This is a genomic window from Methylovirgula sp. 4M-Z18 (genome assembly GCF_037890675.1).
GTDB lineage: Bacteria > Pseudomonadota > Alphaproteobacteria > Rhizobiales > Beijerinckiaceae > 4M-Z18.
Window position 1 is genome coordinate 3275008 of the sequence record NZ_CP149574.1, and the last position, 17383, is coordinate 3292390.

15 protein-coding genes are annotated in these 17383 nt (G+C 60.8%); 7 read left to right on the forward strand and 8 right to left on the reverse strand.

Going from position 1 to position 17383, the window contains the following annotated elements:
* Nucleotides 1-54: 54 nt before the first annotated feature.
* A complete protein-coding gene (locus V9T28_RS15245) occupies nt 55-1302 on the reverse strand; it encodes a dicarboxylate/amino acid:cation symporter (protein WP_116400295.1) in 1248 nt (415 codons plus the stop codon).
* A 352-nt stretch (nt 1303-1654) separates the two neighbouring features.
* Here V9T28_RS15245 and V9T28_RS15250 point away from each other — a divergent pair, with 352 nt between their 5' ends.
* A complete protein-coding gene (locus V9T28_RS15250; protein ID WP_116399915.1) occupies nt 1655-2503 on the forward strand; it encodes a helix-turn-helix transcriptional regulator in 849 nt (282 codons plus the stop codon).
* On the opposite strand, the gene V9T28_RS15255 is transcribed toward V9T28_RS15250, so the two are convergent.
* From V9T28_RS15255 to V9T28_RS15270, 4 genes are all read right to left on the reverse strand, one after another.
* Nucleotides 2498-3484, reverse strand: coding sequence for a C45 family autoproteolytic acyltransferase/hydolase (locus V9T28_RS15255; RefSeq protein WP_116399916.1), 987 nt, complete (start codon nt 3482-3484; stop codon nt 2498-2500). The two genes, V9T28_RS15250 and V9T28_RS15255, sit on opposite strands and share 6 nt — an antisense overlap.
* Nucleotides 3485-3546: 62 nt before the next feature.
* Nucleotides 3547-5142: a biotin carboxylase gene (locus tag V9T28_RS15260; RefSeq protein WP_116399917.1), complete on the reverse strand. Its 1596-nt coding sequence runs from the start codon at nt 5140-5142 to the stop codon at nt 3547-3549.
* Between the two features lie 258 nt (nt 5143-5400).
* Complete coding sequence (locus V9T28_RS15265; RefSeq protein ID WP_116399918.1) at nt 5401-8133, reverse strand: aminotransferase class I/II-fold pyridoxal phosphate-dependent enzyme; 2733 nt, start codon at nt 8131-8133, stop codon at nt 5401-5403.
* Nucleotides 8134-8181: 48 nt separating this feature from the next.
* The gene (locus tag V9T28_RS15270; protein ID WP_199500051.1) at nt 8182-9111 is read right to left on the reverse strand and encodes a carbon-nitrogen hydrolase family protein; all 930 of its coding nucleotides are present in this window, start codon (nt 9109-9111) and stop codon (nt 8182-8184) included.
* 505 nt (nt 9112-9616) lie between these two features.
* On the opposite strand from V9T28_RS15270, the gene V9T28_RS15275 reads away from it, so the two are divergent.
* Both V9T28_RS15275 and V9T28_RS15280 read left to right on the forward strand, forming a co-directional pair.
* Nucleotides 9617-9904: a DUF1330 domain-containing protein gene (locus tag V9T28_RS15275; RefSeq protein ID WP_116400296.1), complete on the forward strand. Its 288-nt coding sequence runs from the start codon at nt 9617-9619 to the stop codon at nt 9902-9904.
* Between the two features lies 1 nt (nt 9905).
* The gene (locus V9T28_RS15280; protein ID WP_116399920.1) at nt 9906-10211 is read left to right on the forward strand and encodes a DUF1330 domain-containing protein; all 306 of its coding nucleotides are present in this window, start codon (nt 9906-9908) and stop codon (nt 10209-10211) included.
* A gap of 81 nt (nt 10212-10292) precedes the next feature.
* Here the strand turns inward: V9T28_RS15280 and V9T28_RS15285 are convergent, their stop codons facing one another.
* On the reverse strand, nt 10293-12035 hold the full coding sequence (locus V9T28_RS15285) for a cell envelope integrity protein TolA (protein WP_158554744.1): 1743 nt from the start codon (nt 12033-12035) through the stop codon (nt 10293-10295).
* A gap of 200 nt (nt 12036-12235) precedes the next feature.
* Here V9T28_RS15285 and V9T28_RS15290 point away from each other — a divergent pair, with 200 nt between their 5' ends.
* Together V9T28_RS15290 and V9T28_RS15295 are read left to right on the forward strand one after the other, a co-directional pair.
* Nucleotides 12236-12913, forward strand: coding sequence for a methyltransferase family protein (locus V9T28_RS15290; protein WP_116399924.1), 678 nt, complete (start codon nt 12236-12238; stop codon nt 12911-12913).
* Between the two features lie 111 nt (nt 12914-13024).
* Nucleotides 13025-13618: an outer membrane protein gene (locus V9T28_RS15295; RefSeq protein WP_116399925.1), complete on the forward strand. Its 594-nt coding sequence runs from the start codon at nt 13025-13027 to the stop codon at nt 13616-13618.
* 3 nt (nt 13619-13621) lie between these two features.
* Here V9T28_RS15295 and V9T28_RS15300 read toward each other — a convergent pair whose 3' ends face one another.
* On the reverse strand, nt 13622-14071 hold the full coding sequence (locus V9T28_RS15300; RefSeq protein WP_147306404.1) for a hypothetical protein: 450 nt from the start codon (nt 14069-14071) through the stop codon (nt 13622-13624).
* A 150-nt stretch (nt 14072-14221) separates the two neighbouring features.
* Here V9T28_RS15300 and dapB point away from each other — a divergent pair, with 150 nt between their 5' ends.
* Both dapB and V9T28_RS15310 read left to right on the forward strand, forming a co-directional pair.
* Complete coding sequence (gene dapB, locus V9T28_RS15305) at nt 14222-15031, forward strand: 4-hydroxy-tetrahydrodipicolinate reductase (protein ID WP_199500075.1); 810 nt, start codon at nt 14222-14224, stop codon at nt 15029-15031.
* Nucleotides 15032-15061: 30 nt separating this feature from the next.
* Nucleotides 15062-15682: a 2,3-bisphosphoglycerate-dependent phosphoglycerate mutase gene (locus V9T28_RS15310; RefSeq protein ID WP_116399928.1), complete on the forward strand. Its 621-nt coding sequence runs from the start codon at nt 15062-15064 to the stop codon at nt 15680-15682.
* Between the two features lie 36 nt (nt 15683-15718).
* Here V9T28_RS15310 and rpoN read toward each other — a convergent pair whose 3' ends face one another.
* Nucleotides 15719-17263 carry an RNA polymerase factor sigma-54 gene (rpoN, locus tag V9T28_RS15315; protein WP_116399929.1) on the reverse strand — a complete coding sequence of 515 codons (1545 nt, stop codon included), beginning with the start codon at nt 17261-17263 and terminating at the stop codon, nt 15719-15721.
* Between the last annotated feature and the right edge of the window lie 120 nt (nt 17264-17383).

Below are 17383 nucleotides of genomic sequence, written 5' to 3' on the forward strand. Positions count from 1 at the left end.
TCAAAAAAACGGGGCGGAAAACCGCCCCGTTTTCGAATTGCCAATGACATTCGCCTATTCGGCCGGAACGGCATCGAGATCGGCGCCCTCGGGCAACGACTCGCCGAGTTCGCTCTCCCATTTGGCGACGACGGACGCGGCCAGCGAATTGCCCACCACATTGGTCGCGCTGCGGCCCATGTCGAGGAACGCGTCGACACCGAGGATCATCGCCATCCCGGCGACCGGGATGCCGAAGCCGGCCATGCTGGCCGCGATGACGACCAGCGACGCGCGCGGCACGCCGGCAATGCCCTTGGACGTGATCATGAAGACGAGCAGCATGATGAACTGCTGGCTCACCGGCGGAACCGTATGGGTCGCCTGAGCAATGAACAGCGCCGCGAAGGTGCAGTACAGCATCGATCCGTCGAGGTTGAACGAATAGCCGAGCGGCAGCACGAAGCTCGCGATACGCTTGCTCACCCCAAACCGCTCCAAACCTTCGAGCACCTTCGGGAATGCCGCTTCCGAGCTCGCCGTTGCAAAAGCCGTGCTCACCGGCGTCAGCATGAGCGAGATCAGCTTGGTGATGCGCGGCCCGAGGATCAGGAAGCCGACCAGGATCATCAGCACCCAGAGAGCAGCCATGGTGAAGTAGAACTCGCCCATGAACCGCGCCAGCGGGATCACCGCTTCGATGCCGTTCTTGGCGATGATCGCAACCATCGCGCCGAACACGCCGGGAGCCGCCATCACCATCACATAGCCCGTGACCTTGAGCATGACTTGCGAAATGATTTCGATGCCGTGCAGCAACGGGAGGCCCTTATCGCCAATCGCGGCGAGACCGACGCCGAAAAAGACCGAGAAGAACACGACCGGCAAGATCTCGTTCTTGGCCAGCACGTCAACGATCGACGTCGGAATCACGTGGCTGACGAATGTGTCGATGGACATCGTTTTGATGCCGGTGTCGAGGGCGCTTGCCGCCGCGTCAGACTTCAAGGCATCGGCGCCCATGCGCTCGATCACTTCGCCGATACCGGGCTGGAAAATCGTGACCATCAGCCAGCCGAGCGACAGCGAGACGAAGGACGCGCACACAAACCACAGAAGAGATTTGCCACCGACCCGGCCAACGGCTCCGCCGGTTCCCATATGGGCGATCCCGGCAATGAGCGTCGAAATCACCAAAGGCGAAATGATCATCTTGATCATGGTGAGGAAGATGGTCGCCAGCAGGCCGAAGTAATGGCCTATGTCGCCCGGGTGGTCAAATTGCGTGTGGATGACATGTCCCACGACAATACCGAGGATCATCGCGATTGCGATGTACAATGACGCTCTATTCAATTTCGCCTCTCCCTCTCGACCTGATTTTCAACGAAGCTTTTGTGATCTTAAGCGGCTCCCACGCCGCAGTTGCCTTTGCGGACGACTTATTCCTCGCCGACGCTGGTCCCGCATGGCCTCCACCATGTTTTTGTCGCATCACCGGACTCGGACCACAACCCCGATCAAAGATTTTGGACGGCGCCCCACATGGTTAAAGTTAGTCACAAAAAAGCCGTGAACTTGCAAGCCCTCTTGCCCCAAATGTTTACTTGCGTGCTTAATGGTGCCGACAGTTGAAAAAGGGAGTAAATAACGCTTCGGGGTTAGGAGGGGCAAAATGACCAAAAAATTACAAGAAACGGCCGTCGTTTCTTCATCGCGAGCACAGGACCGGATGTACAGTATTTGCGCGGATATTAAGTCGATCGCCAAATTGATTGAGGAAATTGGCCTCTCCGATTTTGCCGCGAATTTGGTCGAGATCTTACGCCAGCAGGTCCCCTTCGATTGCGCGCTCGTCCTCGTCTACCGGCCGGAGCAGCGCCCGGAAATCATGCTCGACATGCTCGCACATGAAAACCGCGCCAATACCGCGAAGCACTATATCGGCGGCGCCTATCTGCTCGACCCTTTTTACATTCGCGCCGGCTCCCTGCGCGAGCCGGCGTTTCTGCGCATGCGGGACATCGCTCCCACCGACTTCATTTCCTCCGAATATTACGTCAGCTATTACAAGCATTCCCACGTGGCGGACGAGATCAACCATCTCGTGCCGGACGGTCATGGCGGCGTCTTCGCACTCTGCCTGGAGCGCTCCGACGCGCTCGAATCTTTTTCGGACGCCGAGCTGGCGCAATTGCGCGCCGCCCTCGCCTTCGTTGCCGCGGCCTGCCGGAAACACGCGGCCCTGCTTGCTCCGGTGCCGAAGCGCGAGCCGGATGCCGAGCACTTGCGGCTCACGGCGATTTTGGACAATTTCGGCCGCGACCAGCTCACCCGTCGCGAATATGAGGTCGTGCACGAAATCTTGCGCGGCCATTCCGCCGCATCGGTCGCCCTGAAGCTGAATGTCTCGGTCGAAACCGTGCGCGTCCACCGACGCAACATTTACGCCAAGCTCGGCATCACCTCGCTCGCCGAACTGTTTTCGCTCGCCCTCAAGGCGGTCTATTCGGGCAAATTATGATTTGGCTTTCCGGCCGTTGTAGGTCGTGGTCTTCTCGCCCTCTTTGAACGATTTGAAACTGAACTTCCAGGTCGCGCGCGGCCACAAATAGGCCATCTCGCCTTTTCGCGGCCAATAGGCCGCAGTGAACAATGTGCCGAAGCCGCGATCAAAGGCTCTGGAATAGAGCGGCGGCTGCAAAAACGCCTTGGCAAAGGCCGCCTCGGTCGTTTCGCGCGGCAAAAGATCGTTCAGCATATATTGCTCGCGCTCGACCGAAGCGGTGGCGAGCGCATGCTGCTTCCATTCGACCGACTTCTGATGATTGGTCGCAACCGCGACGCTCGACACGCGCAAGCGCCGGTCCGGCGCCGCATAGACCGTCGCCTTGCCCCCCGACGCATCGAGCAACGTGACGTTGTGGCTCATATGATAGGGCATGCGCTTCATGGTCTTGACCGCTTCGCCAACCGTGCTGCAGGTCTCGAGCACATAGCGCAGGACGATCGGCATGGCGAAGCCGTTGCCTGTTGCGCGCCGGCCGCCGAAGGTCAGCGAGACGGCCAAGCCCGCATCGTTCATGCCGTCGACGAGGCCGATCAGGCAGTCGGATGTGCCGATGACGCGGCGCTCGCCCCAATGGGTCAGAATCAGCGTGCCGTCGATGAGGCGCGGATCGTAATCGTAATTGCGCACCAACAAAGGCTCGTCGCCCGGCCACACGGCTTGCGAGCAACCCATGATGAAGGGAGGCGGGCGATAGAGGCTCAAAAAGCGCGATTCAAGGTCACCCCCGCCGACGACGCGGCACAGGTGTTCCCAGGTGGGAACAAATTCGGGCAGATGCTTGCGCAGCGCCGTCCGACATTCGAGGAAAGTCGGCAATTGGCTGATCCCGCGCGAGACATACCAACGGCGGTAGGCTGGCCAGAATTCCTGGAAACATTCGCCCCAGGTTACGCTCTCGGAATCGTCGGCAAAGGCGCGGTAGGTAAATCGCATCGCGGAACGCTCGCACGCATATGAACCCCGGCGGTGCCGGGGCTCAAGTACAAGAACCGCTCTCAGAAAATCTTGAATCGATGATCGAGCACTTCTTGCGGCGCTGCGGCCGGAGCCAGCGGCTTTGCCTTGAAGTGCTTGCGGATCCCGTCGATCCAAGCTTTCGAGCGCTCAGTCAGGTTGAAGTTTTTGTCCATGGCGCGGCCGCGCGTGACAATGATGCCAAGATCGGCGCCCTCGTAATGGTAATCGCCCGGCTTCAGGATACGGAGGAAGAAGGCCTCCGCTTCGCTTTCCACCGCACGGCGATGATGATCGAATCGGTCGAACTCGACCGAGCCGTCCTTGTTCATCCGCCAAATGCCGGTTTCCGGCGCTTCGGCGATGAGGCCGATCGAATCCTCGGTGTGCTTGACCACCATCTGACACCAGGAATCGATGTTTTCCGGCTCGGCCCAGCGCTCGTTCAGTTCCGCGATGTCGAAATCGAAATCGGCACCGGAAAATTCCAGGAGATGGAACAGGAACAACGGCGCATCGGCATGGGCGAAGGCCGCATGATTGGTCATGGAACTCGCGCCCGTGATGCGCGGATTGAGCTCGCCGAGATAAACCTCGTTCGTGTCCTGGTCGATCAGGAAGTCGAGCTCGAAATAGCCGCGATAACCTTCTTTGCGCAACTGCTCGCCGAAGCGGAACGTGTAGTCGCGCGTCTTATCCATGACTTCCTGCGGGAAGGCCTTGGGGAAGATTTCGTTGCCGCACCACCCGCCGCGATAGGGCGTCAATTCCTTGAAGCCGACGAGCTCCGTCATCAACGGGCCGACAATCGTGCCGGCCTTGGTCGCGCATGCCTCGATCGCCGAACCGCGGCAATTGATGCGCTTCATGATCTTGATTTCGCCCTGGCCGACGATCTCGTCCTTGTGCTTGTTGAAATCGTCCTCATTCTTGATGAAGAACGTCGTGTGGCCGGAATCGCCGAACGCCGATTGCAGCACGAGATCCGAGCCGATCTTCGCCTTGGCGGCGACCTTCTGCAGATGATCCCAATCCTTGACCACGGAGAGCGTGTTCGGCACGCTCGGCACGCCGGCCTTGTTGCCGATGCGCACGGTCTCGATCTTGTTATCGACGCGTGTGCGCAGCTTTGCCTTGGGGAACCACACGTCCCAGCCGAGTTCCTTGGCGAGCTTCTCGGTCTTGTCGTCGAACATCAGGAAGACGACTTTCGGCTTGCCGCCGCGGCCTTCCACATAGTCGATGACATCCTTGTGCTGCAGCAGATAATTGTTGATGTCCTCGATCGAGGTGAACTCGTCGTGCGGCACTTCCTTGGGGCTGAACAGGCTCGGATGGCGGCCATCGAAGCAATCGATGTAGGCGATATATTTGAAATTCCGCACCCATTCGTCGACGCCGAGCAGATTGAAATTGGTCGCCGAGATAAAGTAGATCGGCGTCTCGTTGCGATGGAAGAAACGGCGGATCTCCGAAATATTCTTCAGCTTCGGCTTGCCCTTTCGGCCCGCCTTGGCCGCTGGCGCCTTGGCCTTCGCGGCAGCCTTTACTTTTGCCTTTTTCTCAAGCGCTTTCTTTGCTGAAGCTTTTTTCGCCGCTGCTTTCTTAGCTGGCGCTTTCGTCGTCTTCTTAACCATAAGCTCAAGCCTCCCCTAGGATTGATCGATCGATGACGTGAATGAATTTCCTTTGTCAGGGATTCAAACTGGGCTGCCCAGCTTGAACATCTTTGCTGTTGAACTCGGAACTATCCCAAGCCCAGTCGGAGCGAAAACGGATGGCGAAGCGGGACGGATGAAGGGCGCTCGAATTGTCATCCGTTCCGCCCCCGAAACAGCGCCGCTCTCCCAAACCTGGCGCTGCCCTTCCATCCGTCCCGCCGGGCCGCCCTCGCCCTATTTTTTTGTCTTGGCCTGGTCCGCGGTACGCTGGTCAAGCGCGGCTTGCGTGAAGACGCGCAAGCCGAGATCGGCACGGTAGCCGTGGATTTCCTTCACGTCGAGCGCCCGCATGAACGCCAGGATCTCATGCGAGATCACCTGCCCCGGCACCAGGATCGGGAAGCCGGGCGGGTAAGGAATGACGAAGGAGGTCGAGACGAACTCCCGGCCCTCGTCCATCGCCTTGTCCATCGAGCGACCATTCAGCGGCACATATTCGCACTTCGCCTCGTCGTAAGACAGGAAGAATGCCGAGCGAATATCGCCTTCCGTGGTGGTGGTGCCGTCCTGCGGCGAGAAGGTCGCATGGAAACGCGAGAAATCCGGCAGCGGCGGCAATTCCTTGGTGAGCGCATGCACCTTCTTGTGGAAGACCTTGCGCTCGGTCGGGTTGGCGTAATCCTGCTCGGCGTCGAGATCGCGGGCGATCTGCACCAGCACTTCGATCAGATAAGCGATCGACGAGCGGGTCGTGCCGATATTGGTCATGAACAGGACGGTGTTGCGTGACGTCTTGTTGATCTGGATGCCGAACTTGTCCATCAGCACCGAGTTCTTGAACGTGTCGCCGTCGACGCCCGTGCCGCCGATCGCGAGTGTGATGCGCGTCGCGTCGAGCGCGAATTCGTCCTTCTCCCACGCATCCCAGGCGTCGTTCCAGCCGTGCTCGGGATCCCAATAGGTCTCGACACCGGATTCGCGATACTCCGCCGGAATCATGTCCTTGACCGTCAGCACATGGAAATATTTCGACAGGATGGGATGCTGCGCGATGGATTTGCGCACCGCCATCGCCGCTTCCACCTGCTTCTGCACGAGTTCGAAACCTTCGAGTTCGACCTGCCGGCGGCCGACATCGAGCGACGCGATGATCTGGTAATTCGGCGACGTCGAGGTGTGGGTCATGTAGGCTTCGTGGAAGCTCGCCTCGATCTCGCCTTTGAAATCCTGATCATAGACATGGATCATCGAACCCTGACGCAGCGACGTCAGCGTCTTGTGGGTCGACTGGGTCGCATAGACGCGCACCCGCGCCTTGGCCGGATCGGGCATGAGGCGCGTGTTCAACACCTCTTCGTCCGACATTTTGCTGTAGTCGACCTTCTGCTTGGCATAGGCCTCGCGGTACTTCGGCTCGGCAAAGCGCTCTGCCAGAGTGGCTGCCGCATGCATCGCGGTCCGTTGGCGATAGGTCGGCCCGAAGCGCGCGAAAGCAAACCAAGCCTCGTCCCACAGGAAGACGAGATCGGGCTTGATCGCAAGGCATTCTTCCATCACCCGCTCGACGTTGTAGATGAGCCCGTCGAAGGTGCAATTGGTCAGCAACAACATGCGCACGCGATGCAATTTGCCGGCCTTCTTCAGTTCCAAAAGCTTGTGCTTGATCTCGCGCAGCGGCACCGCCCCATACATCGAATATTCGGACAGCGGATAGCTGTCGAGATAGACGACATGCGCGCCGGCCAGCACCATGCCGTAATGGTGCGACTTGTGGCAGTCGCGATCGACGAGCACGATGTCGCCCGGCCGCACGACGGCCTGCACGACGATCTTGTTGCAGGTCGACGTGCCGTTGGTGGCAAAGAACGTATGCTTGGAGCCGAATGCGCGCGACGCAAGCTCCTGTGCCTTTTTGATCGGGCCATGCGGATCGAGCAGCGAATCGAGACCGCCCGATGTCGCCGATGTTTCGGCGAGGAAAATATTCATGCCGTAGAATTCGACCATGTCGCGGATCCAGTTGGACCGCGTGATCGATTTGCCGCGCGAAATCGGCATGGCGTGGAAAACGCCCGTGGGCTGTTTGGAATATTCCTTTAGTGCCGTAAAGAAGGGTGTGTTGAAACGCGAGGCGATGCCGCGCAGCACGTTCAAATGCAATTCGAGATAGTCTTCGCGATTGTAGAAGACGCGCGAACAGCCGCCCAAATCCTGCCCCGCGATCTCTTCGACCGAGCGGTCGGTGACGAGATAGACATCGAGCTCCGGCCGCACCCGCCTGATCGCCCGGCACAACTCGGGCCCGTGCTCTTCGCGCGAGATATTGGTGTAATCCTTGTTGACGCGCGAGAGGATGCGCTGCAGCACTTTCAGCGAATTCTTCGACCGATAGGCGAAGTCGTAGCGCACCACCACCGATTGGATGTTGTGGTTGAAAAGGATGGCGATGAGGGCATCCTCGAACGTGTTGACGAAAACCGTTTCGTAGACGAAGGCATCGTCAGGCCGGCGCATGGCCCGCAGCGCATCGCGCTCGGCCTCTTCCCCCTCGGACGAGCTGTTTTCGACGACCAGCACTTCGAAGAACGGCTTACGCACAGCCTTGGTATGATCGTCGTCATCGTCCAGATCGCCGTCGGGGCGGCGGTAGCTCCCGGTCGCGAGCGAGTCGGCGATCCGGTCGACTTCGTCGGAAAAGGCGCCGTAATCGCGCCGCACCAGCAGTTCGATAAGACCGGCGACGCCGCGCCGGCCGGGGAAGGACCAATAGGTTTCGATCGGCTCGAGCGTATCGAGAAGGTCGCGCGCCTTCTCGATCGCCGACGTCTTCGGCCGGTCGGCCGAACTCACCAAATCGTGTGCCGCATATTTCAACGCCGTCCAACGATCGTTGCGCAATTGCGACGCGCTGTAATAGTCCGCTAAGGCCGTGCTGGAGACCTGCTTGACCGCCTGATGCCTACCCATTTGTCTCCCCCGATCTCAAAGCGCCTTAACGACGCATCATATACCTGATCATTCGATCGCCAGCGGCGGTACACGCCACTGAAATTGCAACGTATCGCTCTGCTGTTCCGCGATATTCTGATTGTAAAGCGGGACATTCAAGCCCGCCATCGACCCGCGTTGCGGCATCTCGAGCAGACCCAGCGTGTGCAGATAGGCGTCCGCGCCGGATTGGCGATTGTACACCGGAAAATCGGTCGGCCGGTCGCGAAAACTCTTCAGCGGTTGGCCAAGGCCGTGCAGGCCGAATTCGCGCTGCCGGCGCACCAATTCCAGATTGAGCTCGGTCGCAAGAATCTCGCGCTGGCCGCCTGCCTGGTAGACGACCGCGCCCGCCGGATCGAAAATCGCCGAACGGCCGATGCCGCCCGCGCCGAGGCCGTTGATGTCGATCACATAGAGCTGGTTCTGGACGGCGGTCGCGCGGGCGATCGCCAGTTCGACGTCGCGGTCGATGGTCGGCGTCAGGACCGGATGCAGCAGCACTTCCGCGCCCATGGCGGCAAGCTGCCGCGTCGTCTCCGGGAACCAAATGTCGTAGCAGATCGACAAGCCGAACCGGCCGATCTTGGGAACGTCGAACACGCAGAAATCCGTGCCGCCGACGACGTCGCGCTCGTAAGGGCGGAACGGAAACATCTTGCGATAGCGCGCCACGACGAAGCCGTTCGGATCGATCACAGGACAGGTATTGTACAGCGCGCCATCGGCGCCGCGCTCGAAGATCGAGCCTGGAACGAGCCACACGCCGGCGCGGCGCGCGGCTTCACAAAGTCGGTCCTCCTCGGGACCGGGCAGGGAAACGGGATTGGTGGGAAGGGGACCGCAGCACGCCAACTCACTGAACACGACCATTTGCACCCACGGAAAATGGGCGGTCACGCCAGCAAGGGTTTCGACTACGGCGGCCGTATTATCCTGGCCCGAAGGGACGGACATCTGTACGCCAGCGACGGCGAAAGGCACCATTATTTCAATCTCTCATACATTTTGGGTGATGAGCGAACCGCGCCATTGGTCTTTCTACCAATGGCCGCGCCGAGGTGAAACCACGGATATCGACGATCACGCTTGAATAAACCGCCATCGCGCTGAACGCGCTTGCGACGAGCCTTTTGAGCGCTGACGGGCGTTGTCGGTCACAAATGCAATCATTCCCCTCAACACATCTCAGCAGGCTATTGAAGAAGGTCGATGGTGGGGAGAGGCCGCTTCGCAGTAAATAACTTAATAGGGTTATGATCGGACATCTCGCCGTCCGGCACATGACCCAAAAAAGAAAACACCGGGCGTACATCCGGCCCGGTGCTTCATTTTCTTTGCCGAGTGGGGACCCGGGAAAGACTTGATGGACTATATAGGGATGGCCCATGACGATTTCATGGCGCTAGGCCAAACTTTTCCTGCCGCCCGGTCGGAGAAGCGCAAAAATGGAGGAAAATCAATGGCGAAGGGTTATATTGTCGTCCGTGTCAGCGTGTTGGATCCGGAGGCCTATAAAGTTTATGCCGCTGCCGCGACCGCTGCGATCGCGCAATATGGCGGTAAGGCCCTCGCCCGCGGCGGCCGTTGCGAGATCCTGGAGGGTGAAGGCCGGATGCGCAATGTGGTGCTGGAATTCGACTCCTACGACCAGGCGCGCACCTATTATTATTCACCCGAATATCAAGCCGCCATCAAGCATCGCATCGGCATCGCGGTGGCCGACATGATGCTGGTCGAAGGGGCGTGAGATGGCCAAGGCCTATTGGATTGCCCATGTCGACGTTCACGATCCCGACGGGTACAAATCCTACCTTGCCGCCAACGCTGAGGTTTACGCCAAATATGGCGCGCGTTTTCTCGTGCGTAACGGCACGCATGTGGTGAAAGAGGGTGCGAGCCGGGCACGCACGGTCGTGCTTGAATTCAAGGATTACGCGACCGCGCTTGCCTGTTACGAATCGCCCGAATATGCGGCGGCCATGGCCAAGCGCCTGCCGCACTCGACCGCTGACGTGATGATTGTCGAAGGCTACGACGGCCCACAGCCGGGATAGACCGGCTCCGGCGGCCGCAGCGAATGTGCTGCCGCCGGTATCCGAAACCTCATGGCACTGCGAACGGCGAAGCGTGTCTTGTCACTTGCCTTCGCCGTTCGGCACGACCGTCTCATCGGGCGTCTTGCCCGTGTCGCCGCCTTCCGCAGCCTTCGCATTCCGCCCGCCCTTGCGGCCCGACCCGCGTTTCGGCGGCAGGGCTTTCGGCGGCGCTACGGACGTCTCTTCCGGCGGCGCAGCGGGTTCCGGCGCAGCAACTTCCTTATGCGCAGGCGCGGCCTCAGGTTTGCTCTCGTCGCTCGGAGCGGTAGCCTCGTTCGCGCTGTCCTTATCCTCATCGGCAGCGGCCGCTTGTGCGACCGGCGGCGGCTCGACCTTCGGCGCGGGCGGGACGGGCGGCGGCGGCACCGGGGCCATCAGCGGCGGCGACAGGGCAAAGCTCGGCGCCCGGCGCTGCGCCACAACCGTGACCGGCGCGGGCTTCCGGCGCAGCAGCGACCAGAAGGCGCCGCCGCCGCCAACCAGAACGGCAGCCAATGCAAGCAGCGCGGCATAGAAGTAATTCTCGAAATGCTGCCGGTCCTCTTCAGCGGTCTGCACTTGCGTCATCGCTCTTTGGAAATCATCGCGCGCGGCAAGCACTTCACTTTCCGCTTTCTGACGTGCCCCTTCCGCCTTCTGGCGGGCCGCCTGCTCGGCTTTCAGCCGGGTCTCGGCTTCCGAGCGCGCCTTGGTTTCCGTTTCGGCTTTCGTGCGCAGTTCGCCTTGGACGCGGACCGCGTCGTCCCGGGCCTTCGTCGCAGCCTCGGCCTGGGCATTAATCTCCTCGCTACGCGGCGCTGGCGGTTGAGGCGGCGTCACCACGACTGGCGCGGGCGGCGCCGGTGGCGGAATCGGCACGGCTGCAGCCGGCGGGGGTGACGGCGGCGTGGGCACCGGCGCAGGCGCAGGCACCGCGGCGGCCGGCGGCTCAGCGGCCAGAGCGTCCAGGCGCTGCTTCAGGCCCTGCAATTTGGCGCGATCGGAACTGACCTCCGGCTTGGCGAATTCTTCGCTCAATCCGGCAATTTGCGCTTGCGTCGCGCCCGCCTGCGGCGTGCCTTTCAGCTTTGTGAGATCGCCGCGGATATCGGCCTGCAATTGCGAAATGCTGAGCGCGAGCCTGTCGACGTCCGGCTGCAGCGCCGCCTGGTCGATCGAGCGCGTCGCGATTGTGCCGCGGCCGTCGCGGTCCCAATTGGCGGCAAAAATGAACCCGCGCCCGCCTTCGATCTGATAGACCGGCAAGCCTTCGGAAATCGATTTCTTCAGGTCGTTCAGATGGTCGACGAGAAAGCCCTGATTGATCGTGCCGCCGGCGAGAATCGTCTGGCGCAGGGCTGCATCGATCGGCCGCAAACGGATATTGCCCCAGGTCACGAGCGCGGCATCGTTGTCGGATCTTACGTTGTCGGGCGGCATGACCACATGCGGCTGCGATCCGAAAATGCGGTTCAGCCGGTTGATTTCGGAATCGATCTCTTCGCCGCTCAGCGTGAGGGGCGTCGTCGTGTTGCTGATGAACAGAACCTCGCCCGATGGCCGGTGCAGAATCGCCGTCGTCGTCGTGCCGCGCGCCGAATTGGCGTCACGCTTCACCCGCGTACAATAGACGTCCGGCTCGAATTTGCTCGGCCCGCATTTATAATCGGCATAGACGCTCGAATTGACGAGAACCTTGTCGCCCGGCGCCAATCCTTCGATCTGAAACCGATTTCCGGTCTGTGCCGCAGCCGCGGCTAGCGATGCGATCACCGCACAAGCAGCCACTTGTCCGGTAAACATAAACCTCTTCAACCCAGCCATCACTCTCCTCGGGGGCGCCGGCCCATTTCATGCGGACGCCGCCTTCACCTAGTGGGCTGGTCGCGTCAAATGAGTACGCAACTGATTCGCATTATGGGACGAAACGTCTAAATCGTAATCGTGTCAAATCTTGGAGAGTTTTTTGCGCGGATGCTCTTCTTATATGCTATATTGCACGCATGTTGCCTGAGAACAGACGCGCGCTGAACGGCCTTGCCATCGTTCTTCTTGTGATCGCGGCCCTGCTCTTCTTTCCCGCAGGCACGTTAGCCTATTGGCAAGCCTGGATCTTCCTTCTTCTGTTCGGCGGCGGCAGTCTGGCGCTGACCCTTTATTTGATGCGGCATGACCCGGCGCTTCTCGCACGCCGTCTGCGCGCCGGACCGTTTGCTGAACAGCGCGCGAGCCAGAAGATCATTCAATCCATCACCGCCGTCGGTTTCGTCTCGCTCCTCGTCGTACCGGCACTCGATCAGCGCTGGCACTGGTCGGCCATGCCCGTAACCGTCGTGGTTCTGGGCGAGGTGTTGGTCGCGCAGGGACTCATCGTCGTCTTTTTGGTGTATCGCGAAAACAGCTTCGCGTCGGCCACGGTCGGTATTGTCCCCGGCCAGACGGTCATCGCCACCGGCCCCTATGCCCTGGTGCGCCACCCGATGTATTCCGGCGGCCTCGCCCTGCTGCTCAGCATGCCGCTCGCGCTCGGCTCGTGGTGGGGCCTCATCGGCATGATTCCCATGGTTTTTGCCATTATCTGGCGGCTGTTTGACGAGGAGAAGCTCCTGATGCGGGATTTGCCCGGTTATGCCGATTATATGAAGACGACACCGTACCGCCTGGTGCCGGGCGTGTGGTGAGTTTTGCCATCGCCTTGCCCGATCCGCGAACCCATGTCATTTTGACGCCACTTTCATCGACTTGATAATGGCTTCTCACGTTTTGGGCCTGCTTTCAGGGACTTGGCGCATATGACGGTTCGCACCACGCTCTTTCTCGCTTTGGCGATGCTCGCCAGTCCCACCCAGGCCCAGACGGCGACCCCATACGAGCCGCTCCCTACATTCGCGCAATTGCAGCCGCCTGCAGATTCGGCCAAGAAATCGCCTTGGCAGGGCCTCTATGTCGGCACCGAAGTCTTCGGCTTTTCCGGCGGCAAGGGCGTGAAGGGCGGCTTCGGCGGCGGAGGCTATGCGGGCTACGATCACGAATTCGCGAACAACATCATCGTCGGCGTCAGCGCATCGGCGGGTTATTCGCCTAGCGTGTTCAAGAACGGCCCCTATAGGGGCTTCGAATATGGCACGGCCAATGTGAAGGTGGGCTACGATCTCGGCCGGGTCCAGCCCTATGTGACGACCGGCGTCGTATTGGCCCATCCGGAGACGCGCGGCGGCTATCTGAACACGACGGATTCGGTCAATGCCCTGATCAACGGCAAGGATGTCGCGGTGGCGCAGACCGTCGGCGCCGGCGTCGATTTCGACGTCACCGACAAATTGCGCATGGGCGTCGGCGTTTCGGTCGGCCGCAGCAAATTCGGCTTTCTGCCACCGGGATTTTAAGGGTTAATCCGAAATATGCGGCACCCGCCAGCGTGGCGTCTGCCGCAAGCGCCCTTTGGCCGCAGCCTTGAAATAGGTCGCAGCCAGATCCTCCGCGCACATGCTGAATTTGTAGATTTGGATGGTCCCGAGATTCTGATCGGTCGGATATCGATCGCTGCATCGCGCGCGTCGCGCTTCGTAAATGCGCTTTTGGGCCGCAGTCAGGTGCGGCAGAAACCCCGCCTCGCATTTGTCGAGGACCGGTTCGGACAGAAAGGCATCGCCGCTCGAACCCCAAGCGCAAGCTGCATGAAGCTTGTGGGCAGCGAGACAGCCATGTGCGGCTCGCACATCTTCCGAGTCGATGGGCGCATCGCCTTTCGGACATTTTTCCGCGCTCATGGCCATAACGGGAATCGCCACAACTGCGATGATCGCCATGCATCGAACGAGATACACCGGCATTTTCATTTTCCGCCCCCCGATCTCACGCACCAGCCTAACAGATTTTGCGCCCCCGGCACGTCGTCACTTTGGCCGCGATGCCGCACCGTCTTCCCTCGCCTCGTGGACGTGCTATAGACTGCCCGCAACAGAAACGGGAAGCTGACGATGTCCGATATGCGTTTGGTGGTTGTGGGTGCGGCAGGGCGCATGGGGCGCATGCTGATTAAAACTATCCACGAGACGCCCGGCGTCATGCTGCATGCGGCCGTTGAGCAGCCCCAATCGCCCTTTCTCGGCCAGGACGCCGGGCCGCTCGCGGGCATTCCCGATATCGGCGTGAAAGTGACGAGCGATGCACTGGCCGCCTTTGTCGATGCGCAAGGGGTCGTCGACTTTACCCGCCCGGCTGCAACGGTCGAATTTGCCGCGCTCGCGGCACAAGCGCGGATTGTGCATGTGATCGGCACCACCGGTCTCGGCACCGAGGACTCGGCCAAGATCGAAGCGGCCGCGCGGCACGCGACCATCATCCGCTCCGGCAACATGAGCCTCGGCGTCAATCTGCTCGCGGCTCTGGTCAAGCGTGCCGCCAGGACCTTAGGCGAAGACTTCGATATCGAAATCGTCGAAATGCACCATCGCATGAAAATCGATGCGCCCTCCGGCACCGCATTGCTGCTCGGAGAAGCGGCGGCGGAAGGGCGCGGCATCGCGCTGGAGGAGCATTCGGTGCGCAGCCGCGACGGCCATACCGGCGCGCGCATTTCGGGCGATATCGGTTTTGCCACGTTGCGCGGCGGCACAGTGATCGGCGATCACAGCGTGACATTCGCGGGACCGTCCGAGCGGATCGAGCTGTCCCACAAAGCGCAGGACCGCGGCCTGTTCGCGAATGGCGCCGTGCGTGCGGCATTGTGGGGACTTGGCAAGAAGCCCGGCATCTATTCCATGGCCGACGTGCTCGGCCTCAATGATACGCAGTGATAATTGATCTTTTCCAACCAAAGGTGAGACATGGATCGTCTTCTTGTGCTCGTGCGGCATGGTCAAAGCGACTGGAACCTCAAGAATCTTTTCACCGGCTGGAAGGATCCGGACCTGTCGCCGCAAGGCGTTGACGAGGCGATCAGTGCCGGTAAGAAACTGAAGGCGCTGGGCCTTTCGTTCGACGTGTGCTTCACCTCGGCGCTGATCCGTGCGCAGCACACCGCCAAACTGGTGCTCGGCGAGCTCGGTCAGTCCGGCCTTACGACGCTCAAGGACCAGGCGTTGAACGAGCGCGATTACGGCGATCTCTCAGGCCTCAACAAGGATGACGCGCGCAAGCGCTGGGGCGAGGAGCAGGTTCATGTCTGGCGCCGCTCCTACGACGTCTCGCCGCCCGGCGGCGAAAGCCTGAAAGATACGGTGGCGCGGGTTCTGCCTTATTACGCGCAGGAAATTCTGCCGCGCGTGTTGCGCGGCGAGCGCGTGATCGTGGCGGCACACGGCAATTCGCTGCGCGCGCTCGTCATGGTGCTCGACCGCCTGACGCCGGAGACGATTCCATCCATGGAACTCGATACCGGCGTACCGCTGGTTTACCGGCTGAACGCGGATTCGACCGTGGCGGATAAGCAGGTGTTGAGGGGCTGATTTGAAAGGGGCGCGGCCTGGAAGGCCCCGCTCCGTTCACCCTCGCGTCATCACCTGTTTCTCGCGGCGGCGCTCGACCGATGAGGGAATGCGCAAGCTTTCGCGATATTTCGCGACGGTGCGGCGCGCGATGTCGATGTTCACCGCTTTCAGCTTCAGCACGATGGCGTCGTCCGACAGAATGGCGTTGGGACTTTCCTGATCGATCATCTGCTTGATCTGGAACCGTACCGCTTCGGCCGAATGCGCCTCGCCGCCCTCGGATGCGGCGATCGAGACGGTGAAGAAATATTTCAATTCGAACAGGCCGCGCGGGGTCGCCATATATTTGTTGCTGGTCACGCGCGAGACGGTGGATTCATGCATGCCGATGGCATCGGCCACCGTCTTCAAGGTCAAGGGCCGCAGATGCGCAACCCCTTGCGCCAGAAACGCATCTTGATGCCGCACGATTTCGGTCGCGACCTTCAGAATGGTGCGCGCCCGCTGCTCCAGACTTTTCGTCAGCCAATTCGCCGTCTGCAAGCAATTGCTGATAAAGCTCTTGTCCTCGTCGGCAGTCTTCTTGACGGAAATCTTGGCGTAATAGCTCTGATTGACGAGCAGGCGCGGCAGCACGTCCGAATTCAACTCGACATGCCATGATCTATCGGACCCCGGGCGCACGTAGATATCCGGCACGACCGGCTGGATCGGCGCGGCGCCGAATGCGTTGCCAGGTTTCGGATTGAGGCGGCGCACTTCCTTGACCATATCGGCAAGGTCTTCGTCATCGACCCCGCAAAGACGCCGTAGTGCGGCGTAATCGCGCTTGGCCAAGAGATCGAGATGACCGATCAGCGCCGCCATGGCCGGATCGAACCGGTCCTTCTCGCGCAGCTGAATCTCCAGACATTCGGCCAGATGCCGCGCGCCGACGCCGACGGGATCGAAGGCCTGAACCACTTTGAGCACGGCTTCGACGCGCTCCGAGGCAACTCCGAGCCGGTCGGCGATTTCGGTGACATCGGCGGTCAGATAGCCGCTTTCGTCGATGTGATCTATCAAGCTGCGGCCGATCATCCGCGCGACCGCATCGTCGACCGCGACGGAAAGCTGCGCGGCCAAATGTTCCGCGAGGGTCAGATCGGCGGCGACATAGGCTTCGACATTGGCGGTTTCGCTGTCGCCGCCCGGCGTACCGGTCCAGGCCTGCGCCGACAGGCCGAGGCCGTCGGGCAATTCCGCCCGTTCCACTGTCGCCTGCGTCCGGTCGGCATCAAAGGCATTGCCGGTTTCCGCGCCAAGGTCCCGCGCCAGCGCCGAGTGATCGGCGGAAAAAGCTTCAACATTCCAGGCTTCGCTGGGCCCGTCCGGCGCGCCCTCGCCCGCCTGCTCGCTCCAATCCGGCTCGGCCGCTTCCGTCTCGCGGCCACCCTCTTCCTCGGCGCGTTCAAGCAGGGGATTGCGCTCCAGTTCCGCCTCGACGAATGTGGCGAGTTCGATGTTGGACAGTTGCAACAGCTTGATCGCCTGCAGCAATTGCGGGGTCATGACCAGGGACTGCCCCTGGCGCAGCATCAAGCGTGTCGTAAGCGCCATCCACCCTTACTCTTGAACATATTGTCTTGCCGCCGAAGCGGATGCCGAGCCGAACGGCCCGGTTCTTGCTTACAGCAAGAAATCGCCGGCGGCCAGCGACAAAAGCGGCCGAGTCCATAC

What these genes read in the sequence shown, in the direction of transcription:
- V9T28_RS15245 (WP_116400295.1), bottom strand. Translation starts at nt 1,302, where the DNA reads ATGATCCTCGGTATTGTCGTGGGACATGTCATCCACACGCAATTTGAC.
- V9T28_RS15250 (WP_116399915.1), top strand. Translation starts at nt 1,655, where the DNA reads ATGACCAAAAAATTACAAGAAACGGCCGTCGTTTCTTCATCGCGAGCA.
- V9T28_RS15255 (WP_116399916.1), bottom strand. Translation starts at nt 3,484, where the DNA reads ATGCGATTTACCTACCGCGCCTTTGCCGACGATTCCGAGAGCGTAACC.
- V9T28_RS15260 (WP_116399917.1), bottom strand. Translation starts at nt 5,142, where the DNA reads ATGGTTAAGAAGACGACGAAAGCGCCAGCTAAGAAAGCAGCGGCGAAA.
- V9T28_RS15265 (WP_116399918.1), bottom strand. Translation starts at nt 8,133, where the DNA reads ATGGGTAGGCATCAGGCGGTCAAGCAGGTCTCCAGCACGGCCTTAGCG.
- V9T28_RS15270 (WP_199500051.1), bottom strand. Translation starts at nt 9,111, where the DNA reads ATGTCCGTCCCTTCGGGCCAGGATAATACGGCCGCCGTAGTCGAAACC.
- V9T28_RS15275 (WP_116400296.1), top strand. Translation starts at nt 9,617, where the DNA reads ATGGCGAAGGGTTATATTGTCGTCCGTGTCAGCGTGTTGGATCCGGAG.
- V9T28_RS15280 (WP_116399920.1), top strand. Translation starts at nt 9,906, where the DNA reads ATGGCCAAGGCCTATTGGATTGCCCATGTCGACGTTCACGATCCCGAC.
- V9T28_RS15285 (WP_158554744.1), bottom strand. Translation starts at nt 12,035, where the DNA reads ATGTTTACCGGACAAGTGGCTGCTTGTGCGGTGATCGCATCGCTAGCC.
- V9T28_RS15290 (WP_116399924.1), top strand. Translation starts at nt 12,236, where the DNA reads ATGTTGCCTGAGAACAGACGCGCGCTGAACGGCCTTGCCATCGTTCTT.
- V9T28_RS15295 (WP_116399925.1), top strand. Translation starts at nt 13,025, where the DNA reads ATGACGGTTCGCACCACGCTCTTTCTCGCTTTGGCGATGCTCGCCAGT.
- V9T28_RS15300 (WP_147306404.1), bottom strand. Translation starts at nt 14,071, where the DNA reads ATGAAAATGCCGGTGTATCTCGTTCGATGCATGGCGATCATCGCAGTT.
- dapB (WP_199500075.1), top strand. Translation starts at nt 14,222, where the DNA reads ATGCGTTTGGTGGTTGTGGGTGCGGCAGGGCGCATGGGGCGCATGCTG.
- V9T28_RS15310 (WP_116399928.1), top strand. Translation starts at nt 15,062, where the DNA reads ATGGATCGTCTTCTTGTGCTCGTGCGGCATGGTCAAAGCGACTGGAAC.
- rpoN (WP_116399929.1), bottom strand. Translation starts at nt 17,263, where the DNA reads ATGGCGCTTACGACACGCTTGATGCTGCGCCAGGGGCAGTCCCTGGTC.